This window comes from Bacillus sp. NMCC46 (genome assembly GCF_002998465.1).
Taxonomy (GTDB): Bacteria; Bacillota; Bacilli; order Bacillales; family Bacillaceae; genus Bacillus.
Map to the genome: position 1 here is coordinate 487,721 of NZ_PVQZ01000002.1, position 22,407 is coordinate 510,127.

A 22,407-nucleotide genomic window follows, 5' to 3' on the forward strand; every position below is an offset into this window, starting at 1 on the left:
AGATTTGGCGCGTGCGGACAAATGATCTGCTTAAAAGAAGGTGACATCTTTGAAGAAGAAATCCATTTTGCTGCCGCTCACTTTGCTGGCTGTAGCGCTATATGCCATTCTCTCAGGAGGTCAATTTGACATTTGGAAGGATCAAGAGAAATGGTATACACTCATACTGCTTTTTGGCCTTGCTTTCTTATATCAAGGAAAGAAGGAGCAAGAAAGCGCTCATGTGTTTATCGGTATGCTTATGACGGGCCTTTCGCTACACTTTATTCTTCAGCCAAAATTAGACCACTGGCCAGACACATTTACGATGATCGTATTCATCGTTGGACTTGCACTCTTTGTGAAATCATCTCAGAAAAAAGAATATCGTATTGAAAGTGTTGTTCTCATTGCACTCGGTCTGTTCCTTTATTTCTTTCAGCAAATTACAAAACAGCTAAGTTCCCTTTCGATCCCTACTTCCGGTTTTGAATTGTACTGGCCTTATGTACTGATTGCTGTCAGTCTCCTCTTATTATTTTTAAAAAGGAAATAACTTATACAATAAAAAGGCATCTGTCCATGACAGATGCCTTTTCTTTTAGCTGTTAATCTTCGCAAGGATGGCATTCCAGGCTTCGTCTTTTCCCTTTTTCGTTTCAGAAGAGAACAGGACTAGTTCATCTGATGGGTCAATGTCGAGTGTCTGTTTGACGACTTTCGCATGTTTTTCCCATTTGCCTTTTGGAATTTTGTCCGCCTTTGTTGCGATGACGATTACGGGAACTCCGTAATATTTCAGGAATTCATACATGTTCACATCATCTACTGATGGCTTATGACGCAGGTCCACAATTTGGACGACTGCTTTTAATTCTTCACGCATTGTAATATACGTTTCGATCATTCTACCCCAGGCTTCGCGCTCTGTCTTTGATACTTTAGCAAAGCCGTAGCCTGGAACGTCCACAAAATGGAGCATATCATTGATGATGTAGAAATTAAGCGTTTGAGTCTTACCTGGTTTAGAAGACGTACGCGCTAAATTTTTACGATTAATCAATGAGTTGATGAACGAGGACTTCCCAACATTTGATCGTCCAGCAAGAGCGATTTCAGGCAGTCCCCCGCTCGGATACTGCTCTGGTTTTACCGCACTAATGACGATATCTGATTTTGTTACTTTCATCTTCCCTCTCCTACCAACGCTTTCTCAAGCACCTCATCTAAATGTGAGACCGGAATAAAGGTTAGTCCTTCTCTCACACTTTCAGGAATATCATCAATATCCTTCTCGTTGTCCTTTGGAAGAATAATGGTTTTCAGTCCTGCGCGATGTGCGCCTAATGCTTTTTCTTTTAGTCCGCCAATTGGAAGCACTCTTCCTCTTAACGTAATCTCTCCTGTCATACCAACCTCTTTTGATACAGGTCGTCCTGTGAGTGCTGATACAAGAGCCGTCGCAATGGTGATACCAGCTGATGGCCCGTCCTTTGGAACCGCACCCTCTGGAACATGGATATGAATATCATGCTTTTCATTAAAATTAGGATCAATGTTCAGTTCATCTGCTTTCGAACGAATATAACTGAATGCCGCCTGTGCAGATTCTCTCATGACATCACCAAGCTTCCCTGTTAACAAGAGCTTGCCTTTACCCGGTGAGAGTGATACCTCAATCGACAAGGTGTCTCCGCCAACAGTGGTATACGCAAGTCCTGTGACAACCCCCACTTGGTCTGTCGTTTCAGCCTGGCCATAACGGTAAAGTCTTTTTCCGAGAAATTCAGATAAGTTCTTTTCCGTCACCGTGATGCGTTTGCGGTCTTCAGCCACAATCGCTCTTGCCGCTTTACGGCATATTGCCGCAAGCTGACGCTCTAATCCACGAACACCCGCTTCTCTTGTGTAATAGCGAATCGTATCAAAAATCGCTGCTTCACGAAGCTGCAAGTTCCCTTTCTTTAATCCGTGCTCCTTTAGCTGCTTCGGCAGAAGGTGATCTTTCACAATTTCTGCTTTTTCAACCTCTGTATACCCTGCAATCGTGATAATCTCCATTCTATCACGAAGTGGACCTGGAATGGTTGCTAAATTGTTGGCAGTGGCAATAAATAGCACCTGAGACAAATCAAATGTTTCTTCAATATAGTGATCGCTAAAGTTATGATTTTGCTCTGGGTCTAAGACTTCGAGCATCGCAGAAGATGGATCGCCTCTAAAATCAGAGGACATCTTATCGATTTCATCTAAAAGGAACACCGGATTCATCGTTCCTGCCTTGCTCATCCCGCGAATGATACGGCCAGGCATCGCACCTACATACGTTCTTCTATGTCCACGAATCTCAGACTCATCACGCACACCGCCAAGGGAGATACGGATAAACTTTCGGTCAAGTGATTTGGCAATAGATTTGGCAAGTGACGTTTTCCCTACCCCAGGAGGCCCTGCTAAGCAAAGAATCGGTCCTTTTAATGAATTGGTCAGCTTCTGTACAGCAAGATATTCAAGCACCCGTTCTTTGACCTTTTCCAGCCCGTGATGCTCATCATCTAAAATTTCACTTGCAAGCTTTAAATCTAGACGATCTTCTGTATAAATGCCCCATGGAAGATTGATCAGCCAATCAATATAATTTCGAATCACAGAGCTCTCAGCAGAGCTTGAAGGAATTTTTTCATAACGGTTCAATTCTTTGAGCGCTGTTTCACGAACAGAATCCGGCATGCTCGACTCTTCGATTTTAGACATTAAAGAACTGACTTCGCCAGTTTTCCCTTCCTTGTCTCCAAGCTCCTTTTGAATGGCTTTCATTTGTTCACGCAAATAATATTCTTTTTGCGTACGTTCCATTGAACGTTTCACGCGCTGCCCGATTTTCTTTTCAATCTCCAGTACCTCTTTTTCATTGTGTATTAAGCTGATGACCCGGTTCAGCCGTTTTTTGACATCCACTGTTTCCAGTACTTCTTGTTTGTCCTTTAATTTGAGCGGCAGGTGAGAAGCGACGATATCTGCCATTCTCCCTGGTTCCTCAATATCCGTCACTGTTGCATATGTTTCAGCTGAGATTTTTTTTGAAATTTTTATGTATTGATCAAAGTGATCTAACAATGTGCGCATGAGTGCTTCTGCTTCTGCGTCCTTTAATTCTTCTTCTGCCAATTCTTTTATGTCGACGGACGTATAGTCCTCCAACTCTACGTATGATTCGATCTGCGCTCGATTCAAGCCTTCAACGAGTACACGAATCGTTCCATTTGGCAGCTTCAGCATTTGTTTAATTTTTGTGTAGGTGCCGACTTTGAAAATTTCCTCTTCACCTGGTTCATCTATTGAAATTTCCCGCTGTGTTGCTAGAAAAATCATATGATCGTTCATCATCGCCTGTTCTAATGCTTGAACAGACTTCTCGCGTCCAACGTCCAAATGCAAGACCATTGTTGGATAAACAAGTAAACCTCGCAATGGAAGGAGCGGAACATTCTTTTTGATTTCATCTGCCATGTTGATTGACACCTCCGTCACTAGTATGAATCATTATAATATACCTGTTTCAGTCTTGTACAATGTAAAAGACTTGAGAAATGTTGATCTTACCGTAGTATACCCTTTCTTTTTATCATGAAAAAGAAAAAAAGATCTATTTCACTAAAAAATCCCCATATGTGATGGGGATTAAACAGATTTTCTTTTCATTTCGTCTTCTAGTCCATCTTTCTTCTCGTCTGGCGGGTTGACCAAACACTGATCCAGCACTTCTTGGAAGTGCTTCACAGGCACAATGGTGACCCCTTCAATCTCTTTTAAGATCGACTGCTGGTTGTCATAAGGAATAATGACAGTTGTGGCACCAGCTTGTTTCGCTGCCTTAATCTTCGGTATCACACCGCCGATCGGCTTCACCTGACCCTGCAATCCGATTTCACCCGTCATGGCTGTTAGATGATCGATCGGGATTTGATGTATGGCTGAGAAGATCGCGGTCGCCATGGCAATCCCAGCAGACGGTCCATCAATAGGGGCACCGCCTGGAAAATTAATATGGATGTCATATTCATTTGTCCGAATGCCTAAATTTCGAAGCACCGTTAATACATTTTCAACTGACCCTTTGGCCATACTTTTTCGTCTAATGGATTTCGACTGATTGCCAATGCTTTCTTCTTCTGCAATGCCTGTAATGTTGATACTGCCTTTTTCAAGCGCCTTACAAATGTTCACTTCAATCTCAAGCAGGGCGCCGCTGTTTGGTCCATAAACGGCCAGTCCATTGACTACCCCCACTTTTGGCTTTTCTGGTACTTTTTGTTCATATCTTGGTGTCAGCTGGCTTGAATGAATGACCCATTCTACATCTTCGATCGTGATGTCTTTTCGGTTTTCCGTGACAGCCATACCAGCGGCAATCTGCACCATGTTGACCGCTTCACGTCCATTTTTCACATAGGATGTTAAAAGGTTCAGCCCTTCATCACTTAATTCCTTTTGAATTTTTTGGACAGCCTTGGCAGCGACGATTTTCAGTTCATGCTGGTCAAGGTCCTTAAAGAAAATTTCGAGACACCTTGACCGGATCGCTGGTGGAATTTCGTCAGGTGTTCTAGTCGTGGCACCAATCAATCGAAAATCAGCCGGAAGCCCATTTTGGAAAATATCATGAATGTGATTTGGGATTTGGGTATTTTCTTCACTGTAGTAGGCACTGTCTAAAAAGACTTTCCGATCTTCAAGCACTTTGAGCATTTTGTTCATTTGGATCGGATGCAGCTCGCCAATTTCATCGATAAACAGAACCCCGCCATGCGCATGTGTGACGGCTCCTTGTTTTGGCTGCGGAATGCCTGCCTGTCCCATTGCTCCAGCCCCTTGGTAAATCGGGTCATGCACAGAACCAATGAGCGGGTCTGCGATGCCTCGTTCATCGAATCTCGCGGTTGTCGCATCGAGCTCTACAAAGACCGCATCTTTTTTAAACGGAGAATCAGCGTGACGCTTCGCTTCTTCCATCACAAGACGGGCAGCGGCTGTTTTACCGACTCCCGGTGGTCCGTAGACAATGACATGCTGAGGGTTCGGCCCGCATAGTGCCGCTTTTAGTGCACGAATGCCGTCTTCCTGCCCTACAATATCTTGAAACCCCTTTGGCCGGACTCTCTCTGATAAAGGTTCACTCAGCTTGATTGACCGCATCTTTCTGAGTGCTTCCATTTCTTTCTTTGACTCTTTGTCTATCGTCACCTTTTGTGTTCGCTGATTTCGCAGTAAGTTCCAAAAGTACAGCCCGATGACGATACCAAAGAACAGCTGTATGAATAATACGATTCCTGTCCAGCTCAATCGGTGCTCCCTCCTTCATCTATCGTATGTATTGGTTTCTGTCTGCTAGTATTTCCTAGAGCTGGACGGAATAAACACAACTTCCACGATAAATAAAAAACTCCTGAATCAAAAAGATTCAGGAGTGAGACTACTCTTATGCAGATGTTTTCGTATCTTTATTGACGACTGTGCCGTCCTTTAACACAAGACGCGGCGACTCGCCATCAGCAACCGTTGCACCAGTGATCACACATTTTTCAATATCATCACGTGATGGAAGGTCAAACATCACATCAAGCATGATGCCTTCAATGATTGAACGTAGACCACGAGCCCCTGTTTTACGCTCAATTGCTTTTTTCGCAATTTCGCTAAGAGCATCTTCTTCAAACTCAAGCTCTACATCATCAAGCTCAAGCATTTTTGTATACTGCTTAACGAGCGCATTTTTAGGCTTCGTCAAGATCTCTACAAGTGCTTTTTCATCTAACGGCTCTAGGCTTGCAATAACCGGTAGACGGCCGATGAATTCCGGGATTAAACCGAAGCGAAGCAAGTCTTCTGGGAGTACTTTTGATAGAAGAACTTCTTTTTCAAGATCTTCGATTTTATTTTCCGCACCGAATCCAATGACTTTTTGACCTAAGCGGCGTTTGATGATTTGCTCAATGCCGTCAAAGGCTCCACCACAAATAAAGAGGATATTTGTTGTATCAATTTGAATGAATTCTTGATGAGGATGCTTACGTCCACCTTGAGGCGGTACACTAGCGACAGTTCCTTCAAGAATTTTCAATAGTGCTTGCTGAACACCTTCCCCAGATACATCACGAGTGATAGAAGGGTTTTCTGATTTTCTTGCTACTTTATCGATTTCATCGATGTAGATAATGCCTTTTTCCGCTTTTTCTACATCATAATCGGCTGCTTGGATCAGCTTTAGTAAAATATTCTCTACGTCTTCACCAACATAACCTGCTTCAGTTAAAGATGTTGCATCTGCAATCGCAAATGGCACATTTAAAATACGAGCAAGCGTTTGAGCAAGTAAAGTTTTACCGCTTCCTGTTGGCCCAATCATAGAGATATTACTTTTCGAAAGCTCAACATCATCAATCTTGCTGTTGGAATTGATCCGTTTGTAGTGGTTATACACCGCTACAGCTAAGGATTTCTTCGCATTTTCTTGTCCGATGACATATTCATCAAGAATCTCCCGAATTTCATGAGGCTTCGGAACATCCTTGAATTCAACTTCTTCCTCAGTGCCGAGCTCTTCTTCAACTATTTCCGTGCAAAGCTCGATACATTCATCACATATATATACGCCAGGTCCTGCGACCAGTTTACGCACTTGATCTTGCGTTTTTCCGCAAAACGAGCATTTTAATTGACCTTTTTCCTCGTTGAATTTAAACATTCTTTCACCCCTTATTCTTCTTCACTTGCCTGTAGCTAACAGTCAGCTACCTTTCTGGGTCCAGTATGTATGCATTTTACCATACTTTCCTAAAAGACGGTAATGATGTGTTTCTAACACTGCACATTGAGATATGTATAACAGAAAGATGCGACTTACACTATCGTTTCCAAAAGAAGCGATGATAAGTCAAAAATTGTACAAAACAAGGCACGAGTCACTCGCGCCCTGTTTTATTATTATGCACCATATTAACGGTTTTCTACAAGAAAATCAATTGCTTTGCGAACTTTTAGATCTTCTTTCATTGCGTCAGTAGATCCGATCGCTTGTTTGATATTTTCAATTGGCATGTTGTATGCTTCAGCCATTTTTGAAAGTTCTTCTTCTACTTCTTCATCAGACACTTGTAAGTTTTCTGCAGCAGCAATTGCTTCAAGTGTTAGGTTAGATTTCACGCGTTTAGCAGCATCTTCTTTCATTTGCTCTTTCAGCGCATTTTCATCTTGTCCTGAGAATTGGAAGTAAAGCTCAAGGTTCATTCCTTGCATTTGAAGGCGTTGTTCGAATTCTTTCATCATACGGTCTAGCTCTGTGTCAACCATCGCTTGTGGGATGTCAACTTCCGCATTTTCAGAAGCTTTCTCCACTAGCTCTTCACGAAGTTTACCTTCTGCTTCGTTTTCTTTCGCTTCTTCAAGACGTTTCTTTGTTTTTTCAGTTAGTTCAGCAAGAGTTTCTACTTCTTCATCAACATCTTTCGCGAACTCATCGTCAAGTGCTGGAAGTTCTTTTGCTTTGATTTCGTGAATTTTCACTTTGAATACAGCTGGTTTACCTGCAAGGTCTTCAGCATGATATTCTTCTGGGAAAGTGACTTCTACGTCTTTTTCAGCGCCTGCTTCAAGACCAACTAACTGCTCTTCGAAACCAGGGATGAATGAACCTGAACCTACTTCAAGAGAGTAGTTCTCAGCTTTTCCGCCTTCGAATGCTTCTCCATCAACGAATCCTTCGAAATCAAGAACAACTGTATCGCCGTTTTCGATTGCGCCTTCTTCTTTGACAACAAGCTCAGCTTGACGGTTTTGCATGCCTTTTAACTCTTCTTGTACATCTTCATCAGTGACAGTTGCGTCGTCTTTTTCTACGTTAAGACCTTTGTAGTCACCAAGTTTCACTTCAGGCTTCACTGTTACTTTTGCAGTGAAGATTAAGCTTTCGCCTTTTTCGATTTTCTCAACATCGATTTCAGGGCGGTCAACTGGCTCGATACCAGCTTCATCGATTGCTTTTGGATATTCAACTGGAAGAAGAATATCTAATGCATCTTGATAAAGAGATTCTACACCAAAACGCTGTTCGAAAAGACCACGTGGTACTTTCCCTTTACGGAATCCAGGGATCGATACTTGCTTGACAACCTTCTTAAACGCATCATCAAGTGCTTTGTTAAATGTTTCAGCATCAACTTCTACAGTTAGGACGCCTTCGTTACCTTCTTGTTTTTCCCATTTTACTGACATGTGTGTTTCCCTCCAAAAATCTATTCAGATTGTGCGTTGTTACATTCTAAAGCATCATAAAGACTTCGTCCAATCAAAAACCACGCACGCCGCTCAAGAAGCGGTATTATGTATACAACATTTGACTTGATTATACATATCGTCTTTCAACCGTTGGAATCTACAACTGCACGATATATGCACAAATACAACCATTATATTATAACATAACAAGTCCGTCTTTCAACTAAATCGACAAATTACAAATAAGAAATTTCTTCAATATCTTTCAGCATTGTGCAAGCTTCTCTCAGCTCTCGTTCATTAAATTCATACAATAGATGCAATTCTTCGAGGTCAATCTCAATCCCGTGCATTTCATAGCCGACTTTATGAAGTGCTGCTGCCCAAAGATTCGGATCTGTGTATTTAGGAAGAAATGGATAAAGCACAAATAAGTGCCGGCGCCATAACTCTTCCACGCCTTGGTAAAGGGTTGGGTTCTCATTGCCGAGTGTGTCATCGAGCTTACGAAGGACTTGCTGAAGCAGCGGCATCTGCTCTGGCTTAACAGCCTCAGAAGGAACAAGCGTTAAAGAATCACCGAATTTCGTCACATGAACCGGCTTTGCCACATCATGATCTGACAGAAGCTGCAGGATTAATGATTTGACCAAAGGGTTTCCATCAGGCTTTTGTAAGATCGTATTTAATAGACCCATGTGTGGTGTGATGTTCCGGTCTTTCAACGAATGGATGAACTGCACCTGCTCTTCTGGCCGCTCAAGCATATCATCTATATTGATTTCACCGGCGCCATCCTCATCTTCATCTAAAATCTTTTCAGGTGATTCGATCATTTTTCTGCTAAATTCGAGCAGCTTGTAAAAATGCTCCGCGCTTTCTGCTGGAAGGTGATTTTCCTCAAGTACTGCCTCAATTGTCTGCTTCACTTCTTCATATTCTTTCAGCTGAATTAAGATCGTCATATACACTTGAAGCACGGTGAAGTAATGACCATATCCCTCATGCAGCATCTTTTCACAAACACGCTTTGCATCCTGCAGCTCGCCCAGCTCCAGAAAACAAATCGCCATGCCGAGGTGAATATCGGATTCTTCATCGTCATCATAAGATTTTGCTTCTGAAAACAAGTGAAGCGCCTCTTGATACTGTTTATCTTTTAATGCTGCCATTCCTTTTTCAATCAGTCTTTCTTTCAGACCAGGAAACAAAATGACATTATCTTTCTTCTTGTCATGTTTCATGCTTACGTTCCTTTCGGGCGCATATTTTTTATCAGTTTACCAACGAAGGTTAGTAAACACAAGTAACGAGAGGTTTTCATGCAAAAAAGAAGCCGTCACACCTCGGGCGGACGGCTTCTTGTAGTTTACGCACGCAGCCAGCTGCTGCGCTTTTCTTCAAATGCTTGAATGTCATCTTCTAGTAGTAAAGTTAATGAAATCTCATCATAGCCATTCAGGAGCATTTCTCTCCAGTGAGGATCCACATCAAAAGGAGTGATATTCCCTTCGTGATCTTCTATTTGCTGTTTTTCAAGATCAACCGTCATCTCATACCCTTTGTTCTCATATGACGCAGCGAATGTTTTCCACACATCATAATCAAGACGAATCGGAAGCATCCCATTTTTAAAGCAGTTTTGGTGAAAAATATCTGCGAATGATGGTGCGATGACAATTTTGAAACCATAATCATCAAGTGCCCAAGGGGCATGTTCCCTTGATGATCCGCAGCCAAAGTTTTCTCCTGCGATCAAAATGGATGCTCCTTCATAAATCGGCTGATTCAGTTCGAAATCAGGGTTTGGGCTGCCATCGGCTAAATACCGCCAGTCGAAAAAGGCAAACCGGCCATATCCTGTTCGTTCAATTCTTTTCAAAAATTGCTTCGGAATAATTTGATCTGTATCTACGTTGATACGGTTAAGCACAGCGGCTTTCCCTTTGTGTGTGACTAAAGGCTCCATCTATGACAACTCCTTACACGACTGTTTTCTCTTGATTAAACTTCCTGACATCGACAAATCGGCCATGTATTGCAGCCATTGCAGCCATTGCCGGGCTGACAAGATGCGTTCTCGCACCTTTTCCTTGACGTCCCTCAAAGTTACGGTTTGATGTGGATGCGCAGCGTTCGCCTTCTGGTACCACATCGTTATTCATGCTAAGACACATACTGCAGCCAGATTCTCTCCATTCAAATCCTGCTTCAAGGAAGATTTCATGAAGACCTTCTTCTTCTGCTTGCAATTTGACGCTTTGAGAGCCAGGCACGACAATCGCTCTGACATGATCAGCTACCTTTTGTCCTTCTATCATAGAAGCTGCTTGGCGTAAATCAGTCATTCTTGAGTTTGTACATGAGCCGATAAACACATGCTCAATCGTAATATCTTCAATACGCTGATGCGGATGAACACCCATGTATTCGTACGCACGAATCGCTTCTTTTTGATCATCCTCTTGTGCAAAATCCTCAGGCCCTGGGATCGACGCATCTACAGGCAGCACCATTCCTGGGTTAATTCCCCATGTGACCATTGGTGAAATCTCATTCCCATCTAAAACAATCGTTTTATCATAGGTTGCACCTGGATCTGTTTTAAGTTCTTCCCATTCTTTAATCGCTGCTTCGAAGTCTTCTCCCTGCGGTGCATATTTGCGGCCGCGGCAATATTCAAAGGTGACTTCATCAGGTGCAATCAATCCTGCTCTTGCACCTGCTTCAATCGACATATTACAAACCGTCATGCGTTCATCCATCGTCATGTTTCTGAATACTTCCCCAGTGTATTCAATCACATAACCTGATCCGAACTTCACGCCATGCGCACCAATGACTGCTAAAATGACATCTTTGGCCGTTACCCCTTTTTGCAGCTTTCCGTCTACTCTAATTTCTAATGTTTTCGGACGCTGCTGCCAAAGCGTTTGTGTGGAAAGTACATGTTCAACCTCACTTGTACCGATTCCAAAAGCAAGTGCACCAAACGCGCCATGAGTTGATGTATGACTATCTCCGCAAACGATTGTTTTCCCTGGAAGTGTCAACCCAAGCTCCGGTCCAACAACATGGACGATCCCTTGGTCTACACTGTGAAGGTCAGCTAGACGGACGCCAAATTCAGCACAGTTGCGCTCTAGAGCACTCACTTGTTTTTTAGCAATCTCATCTTTGATCACAAATCGATTCACAGTCGGGATGTTGTGATCCATGGTCGCAAACGTGTTTTGAGGTCTTCTCACCTTGCGCCCTTTTTGTCTTAATCCTTCAAATGCTTGAGGTGATGTCACTTCATGCACCAAATGCAGATCAATATATAAAAGGTCTGGTTTCCCCTCGCCGCTTTTGACAACGTGCTGATCCCATATTTTTTCGATGATTGTTCGAGGCATAACCCTTTTCCTCCCTCTACCTAATTCCACAAGATTCTATTTATACAATTGTTTTCACGCGCTGCTTGAGTGCGTCTACAACTGCATGAGTGATTTCTTCAGTTGTTTGATACGTTCCCTCTTTTGCCGATAAGTCCTTTGTTCGTTTGCCAGAGGCAAGAACAGCTTCCACAGCTTCTTCTATTGCAGCCCCTTCTTCTTCTAATGCAAAGGATGTTCTAAGCAAGCTAGCTGCCGACAAAATGGTTGCTAGAGGGTTTGCGACGTTTTGCCCCGCAATATCGGGTGCTGAACCATGAATCGGCTCATATAAATGGAGGCCAGTGCTTGATAGACTGGCAGATGGCAGCATACCGAGTGACCCAGTAATCATTGAAGCCTCGTCACTTAAAATGTCACCAAACATATTCTCTGTCACAATGACATCAAATTGAGCAGGCTTATAAATCAGCTGCATGGCGGCATTATCAACGAGCATGTGCTCATATTCGACGTCTGGATATTGAGAAGCCACTTCTTCTACCGCATCCCGCCATAGTTTACTAGAAGCAAGAACATTCGCTTTATCCACAGACGTTACTTTTTTCCGTCTCGTTAAGGCCATGTCGAATGCTTCTTTTAATACACGGACAATCTCTTCCTTTGTATAAAGAAGCGTATCAACCGCAGCTTCTTTTCCTTCTTCATCCGTGTAACGCTCGCTTGGTTCACCAAAATAGAGACCGCCTGTTAATTCACGAACGATGACAAAATCGACTCCGCTAATGTGATCCTGTTTTAACGGTGACGCCTCGCTTAAGCTATCGAACACTTTGACAGGACGGATGTTTGCAAATAAGTCCAGTTGTTTACGAATAGCGAGCAAGCCTTTTTCCGGACGAAGCTCTGGCGGGTTTTGATCCCATTTTGGTCCGCCGACTGCTCCTAATAAAATCGCATCAGCGCTCTTGCATACATCAACCGTTTCTTTTGGGAGCGGATTGTTTTTTTCATCTATTGCGATACCGCCAATGAGCGCCGTTTCGAATTCGAATTCGTGTTGAAATTGAGCCGCTGTCTCTTTGAGGACAGCGACCGCTGATGTCACAACTTCCGGTCCGATTCCATCGCCGGGCAAAAGTGCAATTTTCTTTTTCATGAGAACCTACCTCCTTTCCTATGAAATCGCGTGATGTTTCTCAATTTCAATGAGATTTGATTTAAAGATTAAATGCCTGTTTACTGCATTGACGTAGGCTTTCGCCGATGCTTCCAGCACATCTTGCGCCACACCGCGTCCAGCGGTTTCTTTTCCTTCTATTGAAACAGTGACATATACTTCCGCTAGTGCATCTCTGCCTTTTCCATTCGATTGAATACGGTAGTCTAGCAAATGAATTCTTTCCTCCATACAGCGCTCCAGCGTGTTGTACACAGCTTCTACACTGCCTGCGCCTGTAGCTGCTTCTTGAATGACTTCCTGCGTTTCTTGATTTTTCAGAGAGACCGTTGCTGTTGGCATTTGTTCTGTCCCATAGTGCACTTGAAGACTTTCAAATTCGTAGCCAATTTTTCGATCTGCTACTTTTTCTTCTAATATAATAGAAATTAAATCATCATCAGTGATTTCTTTTTTCTTCTCCGTCAAGTTCTTGAAGGTTTCGAAGAACTTATTGATTTCTTCTTCCGTTAGTTTAAATCCTAGCGTTTTCATACGATCTTTAAACGCATGTCTTCCGGAGTGTTTCCCAAGGACTAGTACATCTGTTGTCACACCGACAAGCTCTGGAGAAATGATTTCATAGGTTGTTTTTTCTTTGAGGAAACCATCTTGGTGAATACCTGATTCATGTGCAAAAGCGTTGTTGCCAACGACTGCTTTATTGCGCGGTACAATCATTCCTGAGTATTTGCTCACTACATCACTTGTACGCTTAATTTCATTCAATTGAATCGTTGATTCGACCTGGTAGAAGTCTTTTCGAATATGAAGAGCGACTGCAATTTCTTCTAAAGCGGCATTTCCTGCACGTTCTCCAATTCCATTAACAGCCGTTTCAATTTGATTTGCTCCATTTTCAATGGCAGCAAGTGAGTTTGCTACAGCCATTCCTAGATCATCATGACAGTGAGCAGACAAGTTGACGCGGTCGATATTTGGAACGTGTTCCTTCATATATTTAAAGATATTGCCGTACTCTTTTGGCGCTAAGTATCCAACTGTATCTGGCAAGTTAATGACACTTGCCCCAGCGTCAATGACCTTCTCTACAATTTCTGCTAAGAAAGCTAGATCTGTACGACACGCATCTTCTGCGGACCACTGGACAACCGGAAAACGTTCTTTCGCGTATTTCACCATTGAGACAGCCTGTTCTACGACTTCTTCACGTGTTTTCTTTAGTTTATGCTTCAGATGAATATCAGAAGTAGCGATAAAGATATGAATTCTTGGTTCCACTCCATCTTTTAACGCTTCCCATGCAGCATCGATGTCACCTTTCACACATCGTGCAAGACCAGCAACTGAACAGTTTTTGATCGTTCTAGCAATTTCTTGTACGCCTAAGAAATCCCCTCGGGATGAAGCGGGAAAACCCGCTTCAATGATATTAACCCCAAGGCGCTCAAGCTGCTTTGCAATGATTAGCTTTTCTTGTGCATTTAAGTTCACTCCTGGTGATTGCTCTCCATCTCGAAGTGTTGTGTCAAAAAAATTAATTTTCCGCACCGACGCTCACCGCTTCCTTTTTCTTTCCTTGTTTGACGAAAGGCATCATTTCACGAAGCTTTCTTCCGACGATTTCAATTTGGTGCTCATTTTCATTTGCATTGATCGCATTGAAACGTGGACGATTCACTTGGTTTTCAACAATCCATTCTTTTGCAAATGTTCCGTTTTGGATATCAGTCAAGACGGCTTTCATAGATTCTTTTACGTTTGCATCCACAACACGCGGTCCTGATACGAAGTCACCCCATTGTGCTGTATCAGAGATTGAATATCTCATGCCTTCTAATCCTTCTTCATACATAAGGTCAACAATTAATTTCAGTTCATGCAGACACTCGAAGTATGCAAGCTCTGGCTGATAACCAGCTTCTGTTAACGTTTCGAAACCTGCTTTCACTAGTGAAGTAAGACCTCCGCAAAGGACCGCTTGCTCACCGAATAGATCCGTTTCCGTTTCTTCTTTAAATGTTGTTTCAAGGACGCCTGCTCTTGCTCCGCCGATTGCTTTTGCATAAGCAAGTGCTTTGTCTTTCGCTTGGCCAGATACATCTTGATAGATGGCAAATAGGGCAGGTACACCAGCGCCTTGCTCATATGTTCTTCTCACAAGATGTCCTGGACCTTTTGGAGCCACAAGATACACATCTACGTCACTTGGAGGAACAATTTGATGAAAGTGAACGTTGAATCCGTGTGCGAAAACAAGTGAGTTGCCTGCTTCTAATTGATCTTTGATTTCTTCGTCATATACTTTCTTTTGCTGCTCATCTGGTAGTAGTACCATGACGACATCTGCTTGTGCTGCCGCTTCTTTTACTGTGAATACTTGATGGCCGTCTTCTTGTGCTTTTGTATAAGATCCGCCTTTTCTCACGCCGACGATCACATCTACGCCGCTTTCTTTTAAGTTCAATGCATGTGCATGACCTTGTGATCCATACCCAATGATAGCAACCTTTTGACCATTTAATACGTTTTCTTGAATATCACCGTTATAATATACTTTTACCATTTGACTCTCTCCTTTTGTTTAGACAATTGAAATTGTTTTATTTGATTGCGGCTTTTGCTGATTATCTCTCGCAAAGGCCGTGGTGCCAGTTCTGGCGACTTCTTTAATGCCGTATGGCTTAAGTAATTCAATGAGTGCTTCAATTTTTGAAGACTCACCTGTCACCTGAATGACGACACTCTCTCTGCTTACATCTACAATAGAAGCTCTAAACGGTTCAATGACCCCTGTGATCTCCATTCTAGATGCCGGTGCAGAAACGACTTTTATCAAAGCCAGCTCTCGCTGAACGATTGATTGGTTTGTAATGTCTGTTACTTTGAGAACATCAATTTGCTTGTTCAGCTGTTTTGTCAGCTGTTCGATGTCTTTCTCTTGGTCTACATGGACGACGAACGTGATGCGTGATACATCTTGAATCTCAGAATGGCCGACCGTAATGCTTTCAATGTTGTAGTGTCTTTTGGTAAAAAGGCCAGTGATTCGGTTCAGTACGCCTGATCGATTTAATACAGTCAACACAATAATTCTTTTCAAGGTTTCACCCCCACCATCTCATGAAGTCCTTTCCCCGGTGCGACCATCGGGAATACTTTTTCATCTCTCGCTACATTGACATCGATGAAAACAGGCTCTCTAGAGGTTAACGCTTCTTCAAGCTTTTCTTTCGCCTCTTCGTCTGATGAGATTCTGATTCCTTTAATGCCATAAGCTTCAGATAATTTAACGAAGTCTGGCTGCTCTGAAAATTTAGAATATGAGTAGCGTTCTTCGTAGAAAATTTCTTGCCATTGTCTTACCATTCCAAGGCTGTGATTATTCAGAACAATCACTTTCACTGGAAGGTTCAGCTCACGGATAACGGCAAGTTCTTGCAAGGTCATTTGGAAACCTCCGTCTCCTAAAATCGCCACAACCGTTGCCTCTTGATCAGCCAGCTGAGCGCCAATGGCTGCCGGTAAACCGAAGCCCATCGTACCAAGGCCGCCAGATGTGACCCACTTATCTGCATTTTCAAATGGATAGAACTGCGCTGCCCACATTTGATGCTGTCCGACATCAGTTGCCACAATGGCTTCACCTTTTGTGAATTGATGAATGTATTCAATCAGCTTTTGAGGCTTAAAGCCCTCTGCTTCGTTTTCAACGTACCAGAGTGGATATTCTGCCTTCCACTCATCTAATTGGTTTTTCCATTCATTTGATTCCCCTTGCTTCCCGTCTTGCTTGATCAGCTCTTCAAGGACTAGCTTACTGTCTCCAACAACCGGGATATGGGTATGAATGTTCTTGCCAATTTCCGCTGGATCGATATCAATATGTGCTACCTTCGCATGTTTCGCAAAGTGATTGAGGTTGCCAGTTACCCTGTCATCAAATCTTGCACCGATTGAAATGAGCAGATCACATTGGTGAAGGGCCATATTCGCCGCATATGTGCCATGCATACCAGCCATCCCTAGAAATAGAGGATGCTTTGCTGGGAATCCGCCAAGTCCAAGCAGTGTATGAGCGACTGGGATTTGCTGCTGCTCTACATACTGCCTTAATTCTTCAGATGCTTTGCCATGAAGAACGCCAGCTCCTGCTAGAATGACTGGTTTCTTCGCTCTGCTTACAGCTTCTACTAATTTGCGAATTTGCAAATAGTTCGGCTCGACTTTTGGCTGATAACCAGGTAAATCAATTGGCTGATCGTATTCAAACGTTCCTTCAATGCCTGCCACATCTTTTGGAATATCAATCAAGACTGGACCAGGTCTGCCTGTTGTTGCGATGTGGAACGCCTCTTTAATGACACCCGGTAATTCCTCTGGATTTCTTACTTGGTAGCTGTGCTTTGTGATGGGCATTGTGATGCCGAGCACGTCTGCTTCCTGGAAAGCGTCTGATCCAATGACTGAGGTTGCCACCTGTCCTGTGAAGACAACAAGAGGAAGTGAATCAATCATTGCATCTGCAATTCCTGTGACAAGGTTTGTCGCTCCAGGTCCTGATGTTGCAATGACAACACCCGGTTTGCCAGATACTCTTGCGTATCCTTCTGCTGCGTGAATCGCTCCCTGCTCATGCCTTGGCAGGACATGAAATAAACCAGAATCATAAATTTTATCGTAGATCGGTAAAACCGCTCCGCCTGGATATCCGAAAATGACTTCTACTTTTTCTCTTTTGAGTGCTTCAATTAACATGAGTGCACCGTTCATCGTTTGTGGTGCTTTAGATGTTTCCGTCTCCACTTGTACATTTGTCCCCATTTGATTTCCTCCTCTTTGTCTTGCTTCAGTCAAGTCTTTTCACCCTTTTCTATTCAAGATCGAGATTTTAGACCATATAAAAAAGCCTTCTCACCCCACAATGACACTACTTTTCACTAGGTCAAAGGGGCGAAAAAGCTTTGTTTTTCGCGGTACCACCCTTGTTCACGGCAAAATCTGCTGCCGTCTCATGGACATCTTTCATCCATTTTGGTAACGAGTGAGCAATGTCACTCGGTCTGCCCTACTATCATTTCAAGCAGACACTCAGAGGTGAGTTCACTTTAGAAAGTAACACCGGTTTCCAGCTACCACCGGCTCTCTGTAGATACTGACTCTAAAGCTACTAGTCCTCTTCAACGTTTATCGATATCTATTTAGCTTGCGTGAATGTTTTCATCTGTAAATACGACTTTTTCTCCTTCTTCAACCACTCGCTTGCGGAATTGTTCAAGAAGTTTGTTTGTGTGGACCCCAGGTTTCCCTTCACCGATTGTACGGCCGTCAACCTTTACAACAGCGATCACTTCGGCTGCGGTTCCTGTCAGAAAAACTTCTTCTGCTGTATACACATCGTGCCTTGTGAATGGTTCTTCTTTCACTTCGTAGCCTAAGTCTTCTGCAATCTCCATGATGGCATTTCTTGTGATGCCTTCAAGAGCGCCGATATAACCTGGCGGTGTATAAAGCTTACCTTTTTTATAAATAAACACATTGTCTGCAGAACCTTCTGCCACGTACCCTTGATCGTTCAGCATCAGCGCTTCACTCACACCGGCCATATGGGCTTCGATTCGGACAAGGATGTTATTCAAATAATTTAATGATTTCACTTTTGGGCTCAGTACATCGGGACGATTTCGTCTCGTCGGTACTGTTACAATATCAATACCCGTTTCATATAGGTGCTTTGGAAAGATGGCCAGCGGCTCTACAATGATCACTGTGTTGGCTCTCCCGCAGTTGTTTGGATCTAAACCAAGATCACCAGCTCCTCTTGAGACAACAAGACGAATATAGGCATCCTTTAGGCCGTTCCTTTCAACTGTATGAATCATTTTTTCCGTGAGTTCCTCAAGTGAATATGGAATGTTCAGCATAATGGATCTGGCGGAATCATACAGGCGGTCTAAATGTTCTTTCATTCGAAAGATATTTCCGTTATACACGCGTATCCCTTCGAACACACCGTCACCATATAAGAAGCCATGATCATAAACTGAAATTTTCGCATCCTCTTTTTTCACGAGTTCATCGTTTAAAAAGATCCACTGTTCCTTTTGGTCTTCCATTATCAGTGCGCACCCTCTCTTTCAAACAAAAAGTAGTTGAATTTTCAGACACTTTTTATTGAAGCCTCTCACGCTTGCTCTGCGTGTTTGTTTAGCTTTTGTTGAACCCATCTTACGCCGCTTTCCATACAGTGTCAACAGCATTTTTAAAATTATTAGACAATTTAGACTAATCAAAATTAAATGTATACGCTTACACCTTTGCTAGACAAGGAATGAAAAAACTTAAAATTTTTTGTATTTTTTCTTCAATTGATTTACTTTACCTGAACGCTTTTCTTTTGAGAAAACGTTTGTCATATTTTTTCACATCGTTTTTAATGAATACTGGTAGATTTCAACGCTTTTGATTTTCTTTCGGCATGCCTTTCTAAAGCGTTTTCCTATGAATTTATGATAGAATGAGAGCATCTTATAGAAGGAGGGCAATACATGGCTAACATCAGAGGTTATATCGGAACATATACAAAGGGAGACAGTAAAGGCATTTATACTTTTACATTAAATACGGACAAGCAGCAGATCGAACAAGTAAAAGTAGCTGCTGAACTTGAAAATCCTACATATTTAACCGTCTCAGATTCTCAAAAATTTGTGTATTCTGTTGTGAAAGAAGGATCACAGGGCGGCGTGGCTGCGTATCAAATTGATGCAGAAACCGGCACACTTCGTTTCATCAACCAAGAGCTTGCCGATGGCGCTTCTCCTTGCCACGTCAGCGTGGACAGTCAAACAAAAACAGCTTTTACAGCAAACTATCATAAAGGAACAGCAGAGATGTATGAAATCGATGCTGAAAATGGCTCAGTCATCCGCACGCTGTCACAGGCGCAGCATGAAGGAACTGGACCAAACGAAGACCGTCAGGAAAAACCGCACACTCACTTTATGGGTCTGACACCAGATGAACAATTTGCAGTGGCTGTTGACCTTGGGACAGATGGCATTTATACGTATAAGAAAGAGGGCGGCAAACTCGAGCTCGCTCATACATTTGAAACAAAACCAGGCACCGGTCCTCGCCATATCACATTCCATCCAACGAAACCTGTGGCATATGTGATGACAGAGCTAAGCTCAGAGGTGATTGTGCTTCGTTACTTTGAAGATGGTCATTTCGAAGAGATCCAAACGATCGCAACCATTCCAAGCGACTTTACAGAGAACAATCAAGGCAGTGCCATTCACGTGTCTTCAGACGGCCAATTTGTTTATGCAGGAAATCGCGGTCATGACAGCATTGCGATTTTTAAAGCAGACGCCGACGGCCAATTAAGTCTTGTCGAGATTGCTTCATCTGAAGGAAACTGGCCTAGGGACTTTGTGCTTGATCCAACTGAAGAATTCCTCGTCGGTTCAAACCAAGAATCTAGCAACCTAGTGTTATACAAACGCGACAAAGAAACAGGACGACTCACTGTCTTACAATCAGACATCGCCGTTCCTCATCCAGTTTGCGTGAAATTTTTAGGATAATGAAAAAAGCCTCCGTTTTGGAGGCTTCAGCTTGTTGACAAAGGGCTAAAATGAACTTTTTTAGCCCTTTGTCTTCTTTTCAGCGTGCAGACGGCGTCCAGCCATCTTCAAGCTTTTGATCAATAAGAGACGTATCGGTTTTTTCACCGAACCATTTTGACAGCCTGTCCTTCGCTTTTCCTTTCACATCATCATCAATGTACATCGCTACTTGGAGCAGAGCAAATGTGATCGCTCCTAAATCATCTGTGTAGCCGACACCAATCAATGTATCAGGGATGAGGTCAATAGGAAGGATAAAGTATCCGAGTGCCCCAATAATAAGGGTTTTTGCTTTGACAGGCACTTCGGGTTTTTGCAATGTATAGTAAAGTAATAGCACAGCATAGACAAGAGAGACACCAGCCTTTTGTGCCGTCTTTTTTAACTTTTCCCAAAAGGCATGATCATTAAAATGCTTCTTCGAACGCTTTAATAGTTCTTTTTTCTCAGAACGGTTCATCATATCGCCTCCATCTACAGCATAGCCCTTTTCCCTTCGTTATACAAGATATCCGCCGATTCGACAAACAAAAAGCAGCAGAAAGCTGCTGCATTCTACTGCTCTTTGTAAAACTTTTCGATCGCCTTATCGATGTAGACCCATCCTTTATAAGACACATGAATTGTATCTTTAAAGAAGTAAGGATCGTATTCATGTTTAGTCAAATCTGCGACTTCATACCCGTTATCTCGAATTTGACGATTGATTTTCTCATAATACTCTGTACGCCCCTCTTTCGGGAAACCGGTATAATCATACCATTTTCCATTGACAGGAATCGTCACAAACAAAGGCTTCGCCCCTGCCTGTTTTAAAATATCCAGCATGATTTGAAAATCTTTGTATTCTGGTGATTCCGCATAAGAGTGGTCTTCACGAGAATCTTTCATCTTTTTCATGATCGGTTTCAGCTTGCGGTCAAATAGTTTTTGATTAATATAAAACGGGTTGTTCCCTGCTTTTTCCGCACCTAAGACACTTGCTTCTTTTTCAAGCTCAGTCCATGTTTTTCCTTTGACAGAAGGAGACGGATGAAGCTTACGCTCTTTCCCCGATCCAATTGTATAGTACATGTCTTTCTTTTGAAGCATGCCATAATACATTTTTGCAATAGGAGAAATCGCGCCATAAGCGAATTTGTTCCCAGAAAGCTCTGCTTTAAAAAGTTCTGTGATGACCATGTCGTTCTTTACAGCTTTAAACGTCATGATTCTCTTGATCAGCTCTTTTTTCACAGCTGGATCAATTTCTTTATTATAAGCGAGATTAAGCGCTTGAAGCGCTGAATAGTTCGGTGCAAAGTGATTCTCGTCTGATCCCCATTTCACAAACCACTGCGGGGACACGATAAACACAAGCTTCTTCCCTTTTAATTCATCCATATGCGCTGCGAAGTTCATCGCATGAATTAATGATTGTGACCCACCTTTTCCAATAAGATAAGGTGTAAACCCTTGAGGATTCTCATGAAAGAAATTCGAAGGGTGATATGGATCAAAACGTGATAGTTCAGAAGATCCATAGATCGGCAAATAAGTTGGATCTTTTAGCATTTCATCTTGTAAATAAAGCCCCTGGAACATCCCTGGATCTAATTCTGTGGCTGACTTTTGTAATTTGTCTTTTGGGATCAGATGTGAGAGCCATGCATTTGGTACAAGAAGAACACCAATGAATAGAACAGCCGCTAAAATAAGCGGCCCAAAAAAACGCTTTTTCATTACTTCATCTCTGCCAGCTGCTCAGCAATGTGATTCGGTGTATCCCACACATCACGATCGAACTCTGTAATCGGAACAGTAATTCCGAGCTGACTTTCAATTGCCATAAGCAGTTCTACTGTACCAAATGAATCTAGAAGACCTTCTTCAAAAATTGCAATCTCTGGATTTTCTTTCACAACGTCGTCCTGACAAACCTCTGCAATAATACCGTATACTTGATTTTTAAATTCCATAATTT

19 protein-coding genes and 1 other annotated feature are annotated in these 22,407 nt (G+C 42.6%); of the genes, 2 read left to right on the plus strand and 17 right to left on the minus strand.

Going from position 1 to position 22,407, the window contains the following annotated elements; genetic code table 11:
• Nucleotides 1-49 precede the first annotated feature (49 nt).
• Entirely contained in the window at nt 50-535 is a 486-nt protein-coding gene (locus C6Y01_RS08155; RefSeq protein ID WP_034661687.1) for a hypothetical protein, read from the plus strand.
• Nucleotides 536-580: 45 nt separating this feature from the next.
• Here C6Y01_RS08155 and yihA read toward each other — a convergent pair whose 3' ends face one another.
• From yihA to ilvE, 14 genes are all read right to left on the minus strand, one after another.
• Nucleotides 581-1,168 (minus strand): ribosome biogenesis GTP-binding protein YihA/YsxC, encoded by a 588-nt coding sequence (gene yihA / locus C6Y01_RS08160; protein WP_034661689.1) that lies wholly within the window; start codon nt 1,166-1,168, stop codon nt 581-583.
• Nucleotides 1,165-3,489, minus strand: a complete 2,325-nt coding sequence (lon, locus tag C6Y01_RS08165) for an endopeptidase La (RefSeq protein WP_106038032.1) — start codon at nt 3,487-3,489, stop codon at nt 1,165-1,167. The genes yihA and lon overlap by 4 nt, the downstream gene beginning before the upstream one ends.
• Before the next feature lie 171 nt (nt 3,490-3,660).
• On the minus strand, nt 3,661-5,322 hold the full coding sequence (gene lonB, locus C6Y01_RS08170; RefSeq protein WP_012010784.1) for an ATP-dependent protease LonB: 1,662 nt from the start codon (nt 5,320-5,322) through the stop codon (nt 3,661-3,663).
• Nucleotides 5,323-5,458: 136 nt separating this feature from the next.
• Complete coding sequence (clpX, locus tag C6Y01_RS08175; protein WP_012010785.1) at nt 5,459-6,724, minus strand: ATP-dependent protease ATP-binding subunit ClpX; 1,266 nt, start codon at nt 6,722-6,724, stop codon at nt 5,459-5,461.
• A 251-nt stretch (nt 6,725-6,975) separates the two neighbouring features.
• Nucleotides 6,976-8,250 (minus strand): trigger factor, encoded by a 1,275-nt coding sequence (tig, locus tag C6Y01_RS08180; protein WP_034661695.1) that lies wholly within the window; start codon nt 8,248-8,250, stop codon nt 6,976-6,978.
• A gap of 239 nt (nt 8,251-8,489) precedes the next feature.
• The gene (gene ddcA / locus C6Y01_RS08185; protein ID WP_034661697.1) at nt 8,490-9,497 is read right to left on the minus strand and encodes a DNA damage checkpoint antagonist DdcA; all 1,008 of its coding nucleotides are present in this window, start codon (nt 9,495-9,497) and stop codon (nt 8,490-8,492) included.
• 125 nt (nt 9,498-9,622) lie between these two features.
• On the minus strand, nt 9,623-10,222 hold the full coding sequence (gene leuD / locus C6Y01_RS08190) for a 3-isopropylmalate dehydratase small subunit (protein ID WP_095285531.1): 600 nt from the start codon (nt 10,220-10,222) through the stop codon (nt 9,623-9,625).
• Between the two features lie 13 nt (nt 10,223-10,235).
• Nucleotides 10,236-11,651 carry a 3-isopropylmalate dehydratase large subunit gene (gene leuC / locus C6Y01_RS08195; protein WP_034661700.1) on the minus strand — a complete coding sequence of 472 codons (1,416 nt, stop codon included), beginning with the start codon at nt 11,649-11,651 and terminating at the stop codon, nt 10,236-10,238.
• A 40-nt stretch (nt 11,652-11,691) separates the two neighbouring features.
• Nucleotides 11,692-12,789 (minus strand): 3-isopropylmalate dehydrogenase, encoded by a 1,098-nt coding sequence (gene leuB, locus C6Y01_RS08200; protein WP_095285533.1) that lies wholly within the window; start codon nt 12,787-12,789, stop codon nt 11,692-11,694.
• An 18-nt stretch (nt 12,790-12,807) separates the two neighbouring features.
• Nucleotides 12,808-14,361 (minus strand): 2-isopropylmalate synthase, encoded by a 1,554-nt coding sequence (locus C6Y01_RS08205; RefSeq protein WP_034661703.1) that lies wholly within the window; start codon nt 14,359-14,361, stop codon nt 12,808-12,810.
• Complete coding sequence (ilvC, locus tag C6Y01_RS08210) at nt 14,348-15,376, minus strand: ketol-acid reductoisomerase (protein WP_034661704.1); 1,029 nt, start codon at nt 15,374-15,376, stop codon at nt 14,348-14,350. Before ilvC ends, C6Y01_RS08205 begins: the two co-directional genes overlap by 14 nt.
• An 18-nt stretch (nt 15,377-15,394) precedes the next feature.
• The gene (gene ilvN / locus C6Y01_RS08215; protein ID WP_034661705.1) at nt 15,395-15,913 is read right to left on the minus strand and encodes an acetolactate synthase small subunit; all 519 of its coding nucleotides are present in this window, start codon (nt 15,911-15,913) and stop codon (nt 15,395-15,397) included.
• The gene (gene ilvB / locus C6Y01_RS08220; RefSeq protein WP_106038033.1) at nt 15,910-17,634 is read right to left on the minus strand and encodes an acetolactate synthase large subunit; all 1,725 of its coding nucleotides are present in this window, start codon (nt 17,632-17,634) and stop codon (nt 15,910-15,912) included. Before ilvB ends, ilvN begins: the two co-directional genes overlap by 4 nt.
• A 122-nt stretch (nt 17,635-17,756) precedes the next feature.
• Nucleotides 17,757-18,003: a binding site (T-box leader), on the minus strand.
• An 8-nt stretch (nt 18,004-18,011) separates the two neighbouring features.
• Nucleotides 18,012-18,926, minus strand: a complete 915-nt coding sequence (gene ilvE / locus C6Y01_RS08225) for a branched-chain-amino-acid transaminase (protein WP_003216381.1) — start codon at nt 18,924-18,926, stop codon at nt 18,012-18,014.
• A 432-nt stretch (nt 18,927-19,358) separates the two neighbouring features.
• Between ilvE and C6Y01_RS08230 the strand changes: the two genes are divergently transcribed.
• Entirely contained in the window at nt 19,359-20,402 is a 1,044-nt protein-coding gene (locus tag C6Y01_RS08230; RefSeq protein WP_106031222.1) for a lactonase family protein, read from the plus strand.
• Nucleotides 20,403-20,481: 79 nt separating this feature from the next.
• On the opposite strand, the gene C6Y01_RS08235 is transcribed toward C6Y01_RS08230, so the two are convergent.
• From C6Y01_RS08235 to dltC, 3 genes are all read right to left on the minus strand, one after another.
• The gene (locus C6Y01_RS08235) at nt 20,482-20,904 is read right to left on the minus strand and encodes a YkvA family protein (RefSeq protein WP_106038034.1); all 423 of its coding nucleotides are present in this window, start codon (nt 20,902-20,904) and stop codon (nt 20,482-20,484) included.
• A gap of 95 nt (nt 20,905-20,999) precedes the next feature.
• Nucleotides 21,000-22,166, minus strand: coding sequence for a D-alanyl-lipoteichoic acid biosynthesis protein DltD (gene dltD, locus C6Y01_RS08240; protein WP_034661713.1), 1,167 nt, complete (start codon nt 22,164-22,166; stop codon nt 21,000-21,002).
• Complete coding sequence (dltC, locus tag C6Y01_RS08245) at nt 22,166-22,402, minus strand: D-alanine--poly(phosphoribitol) ligase subunit 2 (RefSeq protein ID WP_024423191.1); 237 nt, start codon at nt 22,400-22,402, stop codon at nt 22,166-22,168. Before dltC ends, dltD begins: the two co-directional genes overlap by 1 nt.
• Nucleotides 22,403-22,407 lie beyond the last annotated feature (5 nt).

Coding starts and splice junctions, on each gene's coding strand:
- yihA (WP_034661689.1), bottom strand. CDS start 1,168: ATGAAAGTAACAAAATCAGATATCGTCATTAGTGCGGTAAAACCAGAG.
- lon (WP_106038032.1), bottom strand. CDS start 3,489: ATGGCAGATGAAATCAAAAAGAATGTTCCGCTCCTTCCATTGCGAGGT.
- clpX (WP_012010785.1), bottom strand. CDS start 6,724: ATGTTTAAATTCAACGAGGAAAAAGGTCAATTAAAATGCTCGTTTTGC.
- tig (WP_034661695.1), bottom strand. CDS start 8,250: ATGTCAGTAAAATGGGAAAAACAAGAAGGTAACGAAGGCGTCCTAACT.
- ddcA (WP_034661697.1), bottom strand. CDS start 9,497: ATGAAACATGACAAGAAGAAAGATAATGTCATTTTGTTTCCTGGTCTG.
- leuD (WP_095285531.1), bottom strand. CDS start 10,222: ATGGAGCCTTTAGTCACACACAAAGGGAAAGCCGCTGTGCTTAACCGT.
- leuC (WP_034661700.1), bottom strand. CDS start 11,651: ATGCCTCGAACAATCATCGAAAAAATATGGGATCAGCACGTTGTCAAA.
- leuB (WP_095285533.1), bottom strand. CDS start 12,789: ATGAAAAAGAAAATTGCACTTTTGCCCGGCGATGGAATCGGACCGGAA.
- ilvC (WP_034661704.1), bottom strand. CDS start 15,376: ATGGTAAAAGTATATTATAACGGTGATATTCAAGAAAACGTATTAAAT.
- ilvB (WP_106038033.1), bottom strand. CDS start 17,634: ATGGGGACAAATGTACAAGTGGAGACGGAAACATCTAAAGCACCACAA.
- ilvE (WP_003216381.1), bottom strand. CDS start 18,926: ATGGAAGACCAAAAGGAACAGTGGATCTTTTTAAACGATGAACTCGTG.
- C6Y01_RS08230 (WP_106031222.1), top strand. CDS start 19,359: ATGGCTAACATCAGAGGTTATATCGGAACATATACAAAGGGAGACAGT.
- C6Y01_RS08235 (WP_106038034.1), bottom strand. CDS start 20,904: ATGAACCGTTCTGAGAAAAAAGAACTATTAAAGCGTTCGAAGAAGCAT.
- dltD (WP_034661713.1), bottom strand. CDS start 22,166: ATGAAAAAGCGTTTTTTTGGGCCGCTTATTTTAGCGGCTGTTCTATTC.
- dltC (WP_024423191.1), bottom strand. CDS start 22,402: ATGGAATTTAAAAATCAAGTATACGGTATTATTGCAGAGGTTTGTCAG.